4 protein-coding genes are annotated in these 4,575 nt (G+C 71.0%); 1 reads left to right on the forward strand and 3 read right to left on the reverse strand.

Going from position 1 to position 4,575, the window contains the following annotated elements:
• The first annotated feature begins 126 nt into the window (after nucleotides 1-126).
• Nucleotides 127-1,011 (forward strand): coiled-coil domain-containing protein, encoded by an 885-nt coding sequence (locus FNH08_RS45135; protein ID WP_152777355.1) that lies wholly within the window; start codon nucleotides 127-129, stop codon nucleotides 1,009-1,011.
• A 103-nt stretch (nucleotides 1,012-1,114) separates the two neighbouring features.
• On the opposite strand, the gene FNH08_RS45140 is transcribed toward FNH08_RS45135, so the two are convergent.
• The 3 genes from FNH08_RS45140 to FNH08_RS45150 all read right to left on the reverse strand — a co-directional run bounded on the left by FNH08_RS45140 (nucleotide 1,115) and on the right by FNH08_RS45150 (nucleotide 4,158).
• On the reverse strand, nucleotides 1,115-1,714 hold the full coding sequence (locus FNH08_RS45140) for a hypothetical protein (protein ID WP_152777357.1): 600 nt from the start codon (nucleotides 1,712-1,714) through the stop codon (nucleotides 1,115-1,117).
• 228 nt (nucleotides 1,715-1,942) lie between these two features.
• Nucleotides 1,943-3,523 carry a sodium/solute symporter gene (locus FNH08_RS45145; RefSeq protein WP_228034769.1) on the reverse strand — a complete coding sequence of 527 codons (1,581 nt, stop codon included), beginning with the start codon at nucleotides 3,521-3,523 and terminating at the stop codon, nucleotides 1,943-1,945.
• Between the two features lie 89 nt (nucleotides 3,524-3,612).
• A complete protein-coding gene (locus FNH08_RS45150) occupies nucleotides 3,613-4,158 on the reverse strand; it encodes a DUF485 domain-containing protein (protein ID WP_152777361.1) in 546 nt (181 codons plus the stop codon).
• Nucleotides 4,159-4,575: the final 417 nt, after the last annotated feature.

Below are 4,575 nucleotides of genomic sequence, written 5' to 3' on the forward strand. Positions count from 1 at the left end.
ACACGACCGGGCCCGGCCCTTTCGCGTGCGTAGGCCGATGGTTACCCGCAGGTGGAGTGTCGCGTTATGAGCCCTTACGTCTGATGAATCAAGATATGCGCGAAATCATTCGAGAGGGGTTCCAGGATGAGCAGCGCATCGGTGTCGCCGGACGGCTTCGCGGTCGTACGGCGCGGCTACCGTCCCGACCAGGTCGACGCGTACGCGGCGGGCCTCTCGCAGGACCGTGACGCGGCGTGGGAGCGGGCCGCGCGGCTGACCGTGCTGGCCAAGGACATGGAGGCGGAGGCGGCGCGGCTGCGGGAGGCCGTGGCGCGGCTGGCTCCGCAGACGTACGAGGCGCTCGGCGAGCGGGCCCGGCAGTTGTTCGAGCTGGGCGCGGAGGAGGCCGAGGAGGTGGCTGAGGGCGGCCGTCGGGAAGCCCTGTGGATCACCGACGAGGCGGAGGCGGCGGGGCATCAGGTGCGTGAGGCCGCGCAGGCGTACGCCGACGAGGTGCGCGGCGAGGCCGAGGAACGGGCCCGGCAGCGGCTGCTCGCGGCCCGGGCCGAGGCGGACGATCTGCGCGTCGAGGCCCGGCTGGAGGTGAAGGAGCGCCGGGGCGAGGCGCTGGCCGCGCTGCGGGAGGTACGGCAGCGGACCGAGGGCCTGCTCGCCGAGCAGGAGAAGGAGTACGCGGACCGGTGCGAGGAGATGGACCGCGAGCTGGGCGAACGCGAGGCCGCCCTGGAGGCCCGGCACGCCGACCGGACGGCGCGTGCCGAGGCCGCGCTCTCCGAGGCCACGCGCGCCCTCGCCGACATCGAGGAGTCCACCGGCCGCATCCAGGCGGACGCCGAGGCCCGCGCGGCCGAAGTGATCGCCGAGGCCCGCGTCCACGAGGACCGCGTCATCCGTGACACGGAACGCGTGCTGCGCGAACACGGCGAGCAGTGGGACACGGTCCGGGCCCACATGGACCACGTACGCAACAGCCTGGCGGCGATCACGGGGCGGGCCCCGACGGAGTAGGTCGTACGGAGCAGGCCGTACGGCGGGCTTCCGCGCGCCGGGCCGGACCGGGCCGGTGACATGGTGTGTCACCGGCCCGGCCCGGCGTGGCGTTCGGCGTGGGTCAGCCGAAGGTCAGTCCGGTCGTCTTGTTGGACATGCTGCCCATGGTCGTCATGGAGCGCTTCGGGCCGGTGGTGTCACCGCCGTTGATGACCTGGTGCTCGTAGTGGTTGACGTCGCAGGTGTTGTAGCCCTGGAAGGACGAGATCCGGTCGTTCCACGAGGGCCAGGCGTCTCGGACGTCGTTGAAGGTGTAGTCCCGCTGCCCGTCCTCGACGCAGGGCGCGTTCCCCTTGATGGTGAGGGTGCCGCCCGAGGAGCTGAGGTTGGCGATGTCGTACTCGATGGACAGGAGGTAGTCGACCGCTTCCCTGGTGCCAACCCCCGCCGTGGGCATGGGGCCGTCCAGCCGCTTCTGGAGCGAGGTGTCGGCCAGGGCCGCGCGGGCGCTGATTGGCGCGTCGGTCACCTTTCCGTTGGTGGCGTCGGCGGTGGCCGCGCGGAAGGTGCTGTAACAGGCGGTCGTGTCCGTGGACAGGTTGTAGACGCAGTGGCCGCCCGTGCCTTCGGCGGCGCTCGCCTGTGCCGGTACGGCGACGACGCCGGCGAACAGCAGCCCCGCGGTGAGGACGGTTCCGGCGGATGCGCGCAGTGCGTTCATGTGCCAACCCCCATTCCGGGCCGATGACGGGATCGGCCCGTTCGACGTGAAGCACCCGCGGTGAACCCACTGGTCAGGTGTGTGGGCGGCAGCCGCGTGTGCATGTCAGGGCTTTACCGTCACATGATCTTCCATTCACCACAAGGACGCTTTTCTGTCACAGGGGCCCCAATACGCGGGGAGAATCGGCCATTCCGCCCTGGTCCTGGCAGCTCCCTCCAACTCCCCCTAACTTCCCCTCCGTGTCGCCCCCGCGAGGATCCACCCCTCCACCGCCTCGTACTGCCTGCGCTGTTCCTCCGACCTCTCGCGGCCGGACGCCAGCGTGCCGAGCCAGCCGAAGGCGAAGCCCAGGGGGATGGAGACGATGCCGGTCGTGGTGAACGGGAACCAGTTGAAGTCGGCGTCCGGGAAGGCCGAGATGGGCGATCCGGAGACCAGGCTGGTGCCGGTCATCAGCACGATCACGGACAGTGAGCCGCCGATGAGGGTGCACAGCAGGCCGGCGCGGGTGTAGCGGCGCCAGAAGAGGCTGTAGACCAGGGCGGGGGCGAGCGCGGAGGCGCCCAGGCAGAAGGAGAGCGTGATCAGGGGCTGCAGGCTGCGGTGCTGGACCATCGTGGCGAGGATGATCGCGACGACGCCCACGACCGCCGCCGAGATCCGGGCCAGGGCCATTTCCCGGCGCGGGGTCAGGGGCTTCGCTCCGGTGGCGAACACGTCGTGCGCCAGGGAGTTGGCGCAGGCCAGGATCATTCCGGCCACCGAGGCGAGCACGGTGAGGAAGATCGCGGCGGTGACCGTCGTGAAGAGCAGGGTCTCCGCCGTGGAGACGTCCGCGCCGAACACTGCCCGGGTGCCGAGCAGATAGGCCGTGTTGCCCTGGGGGTCCGCCCGCGTGATGGCCTCGCGGCCGACGAGCGCGGTGGCGCCGAAGCCGACGACGGTGATGACCGGAACGAACAGGGTCACCGAGGGCACGGCCCAGGACAGGGAGCGGCGCACCTCGCGTGCGCTGCCCGCGGTGTACATGCGCATGGTGACGTGGGGCAGACAGGCCCCGCCGAGGACCACGGTGAGCTGGGCACTGATCATGTCGAGCTCGGAGTGGGGACCGGCCGCGAACTGCAGCCCCGACTCCAGGAAACGTGAGCCGACACCGCTGTTCGTGGCGGCTGTGCCGAACAGGGCGCCGAGGTCCCAGTCGAAGCGGTGCAGGATCAGGACGGCGATGATCCCGCCCGAGCCCAGCAGCATCACGATCTTCAGGATCTGGATGAGGGCGGTGCCCTTCATGCCACCGATCGCGGCGTAGGCGATCATCAGGGTGCCGAGTCCGACGATGACCCCGGTCTTCAGGTTCTCGCCGGAGAAGCCCAGGACGAAGGCGAGCAGGTCCCCGGTGCCGGCGAGCTGGACCAGCATCAGCGGCAGCAGCGCGACGAGGGTGGCGGCGCACGCCGTGATGCGCACCGCGCGGCCCGGCATCCGGCGGGCGAGCGCGTCACCCATGGTGAACCGCCCGGCGTTCCGCAACGGCTCGGCCAGCAGGAACATCAGCAGCATCAGGGACAGGGCCGTACTGAGGGCGAGGACCACGCCGTCGTAGCCGAAGACGGCGATCACGCCGCCACCGCCGAGAACCATCGCCGCCGAGATGTAGTCGCCCGCGATCGCGAGCCCGTTGCGCACCGCCGAGAGCGAGCGGTAGCCGGTGTAGAACTCGTCGAGGTCGTCACGGTCCGGGCCCGTCATCACGCACAGCAGCAGCGTGATGGTGGCGACGGCCGTGAACGCCACCAGGGACATCGCCTGCGCGGAACCGCTGAACCCGATGAGCCCGGAGGCGGCCTGCGGAGCGGCCTGCGGAGCGCCCTGCGGAACGTGGAACGGCTCGGTCATCGCGCTGCCTCCCGCCTGGCGTCGAACTCGGAGTGGGTCCGGATGCTCTCGGCGAGCGGGTCGACGCGACGGCGCGCGGTGCGCTCGTACAGCCAGATCGCCAGGCAGGTGACGGGCACCTGGAGCAGGCCCAGCAGCAGCCCCGTGGACAGGCCGCCGGAGACGGTGCCCGTCATGAAGGACGGCGCGAACGCGGACAGGACCAGGAAGAGCGTGAAGTAGCCGAGCGCGGTGAACGTGGCCACGCGACGCTGCAGGCGGTACGCGCCGCGCAGGTCCCGCAGTTCGTCGTGGTGCGGTTCGTTGTGCCGACCGCGGGCCGAGCGGCGCGGGGCGCGCCACGGGACGGGTTCGGGCTGTTGCTCGGCCCAGGGGTAGGTGGCGTACGTGGGCGCCGTGTCGGAGGCGTACGGGGGCCCTGCGCCGGGGTGCTCCGGGGGTGAGGGGTTGTGAGGGTTCTGATAGGCGTGCCTTGCCTGGCGGTGCTCGGGCGGGCGGTTGTGCGGGGGTTCGTACGAGGGGGACGAGAACCCGTCTGACATCCTGTTTCTCCTTGGGGGTGCGACGGCAGGGAGCGGTGCAGAGCGTCTCTGGAACTCTGTGTGTGCCTGTGGGTTCAGGCTTTTCGGGCGCGGCGTGGCCGTCTGCCGCCGACGTGGGGTCCGAACCTCGGGGTGAGGGCGTGGACCTCGGTGGCGTGCAGGTGGTGGAAGCCGGTCCGCTCGGCGGCGTGGGTACGCCGCCGACAGGTTCCGCGTGAGAGCCGCCCCCGCCACGCCGGAGGAGGCTCCGTGCGGGGTGGGGCGGGTACTCCATGACCTGACACCGGCCCGGGAAGCGCGGCTGGTGTCTGGGTGTCATGCCCCGCCGGACGATGGACCACCCCGGTGGGGGTGGTGGCGGGGACCGTACGCACTTCGGGCATACGGCGGGAAGTCATCACCGCCACAGGCGCGGTC

Origin of the sequence: Streptomyces spongiae, assembly GCF_009377185.1 — a bacterium.
Classification (GTDB): domain Bacteria; phylum Actinomycetota; class Actinomycetes; order Streptomycetales; family Streptomycetaceae; genus Streptomyces; species Streptomyces spongiae.

Coding starts and splice junctions, on each gene's coding strand:
- FNH08_RS45145 (WP_228034769.1), bottom strand. CDS start 3,523: ATGTCCCTGGTGGCGTTCACGGCCGTCGCCACCATCACGCTGCTGCTG.
- FNH08_RS45135 (WP_152777355.1), top strand. CDS start 127: ATGAGCAGCGCATCGGTGTCGCCGGACGGCTTCGCGGTCGTACGGCGC.
- FNH08_RS45140 (WP_152777357.1), bottom strand. CDS start 1,714: ATGAACGCACTGCGCGCATCCGCCGGAACCGTCCTCACCGCGGGGCTG.
- FNH08_RS45150 (WP_152777361.1), bottom strand. CDS start 4,158: ATGTCAGACGGGTTCTCGTCCCCCTCGTACGAACCCCCGCACAACCGC.